Origin of the sequence: Methylobacterium oxalidis, assembly GCF_007992195.1 — a bacterium.
Classification (GTDB): Bacteria; Pseudomonadota; Alphaproteobacteria; order Rhizobiales; family Beijerinckiaceae; genus Methylobacterium; species Methylobacterium oxalidis.
Genome location: NZ_BJZU01000342.1, coordinates 1 through 573 on the forward strand (window position 1 = coordinate 1; position 573 = coordinate 573).

The window sequence follows — 573 nt, forward strand, 5'->3', positions numbered from 1 at the left end:
GGCATGGTGACGAGCCCGCACGAATTGGCGAGCCAGGCCGGGCAGGAAGTGCTCCAGGCGGGTGGCAATGCCATCGAAGCGGCCATCGCCATCAACGCCACCCTCTGCGTCACCTACCCCCATTTCTGCGGCTTGGGTGGTGACGCCTTCATGATCATCAGCGACCGCGAGGGCAACGGCTTCACCCTGTCCGGCATCGGGCAGGCCGCCGCGAAGCCGCCGAACTACGGCGGGCCGATTCCGGTGCGCGGCCCTGGCTCCGCCCTGACAGCGGCCGCGGCCGTCGACACCTGGGATCAAGCCTTCGAATTCAGCCGCAGATCCTGGGGTGGTCGGCAGCCCTGGAAGGACCTGTTCAAGCGCGCGATCCAGTACGCATCGGAGGGCTTTCCGCTGACGCCCTCGCAACGCTTCTGGTCGAACTTCCGGGCCAACGAGATCGGGAACTGGCCGGATGTCGTTCGCGTGTTCACCGTCGATGGCCGCATCCCGGACGTGGGAGAGACCTTTCGGCAGCCCGATCTCGCCCGCACGCTGACCGTCCTCGCCGAGAACGGCGGCCGCGATTTCTAC

Annotated in this window: 1 protein-coding gene; it reads left to right on the forward strand. The window is 67.2% G+C overall.

All coding sequences use genetic code 11. From position 1 onward, the window contains the following. The coding region (locus MOX02_RS30900) for a gamma-glutamyltransferase (RefSeq protein WP_244948472.1) at window positions 1-573 on the forward strand (573 nt) is incomplete at both ends.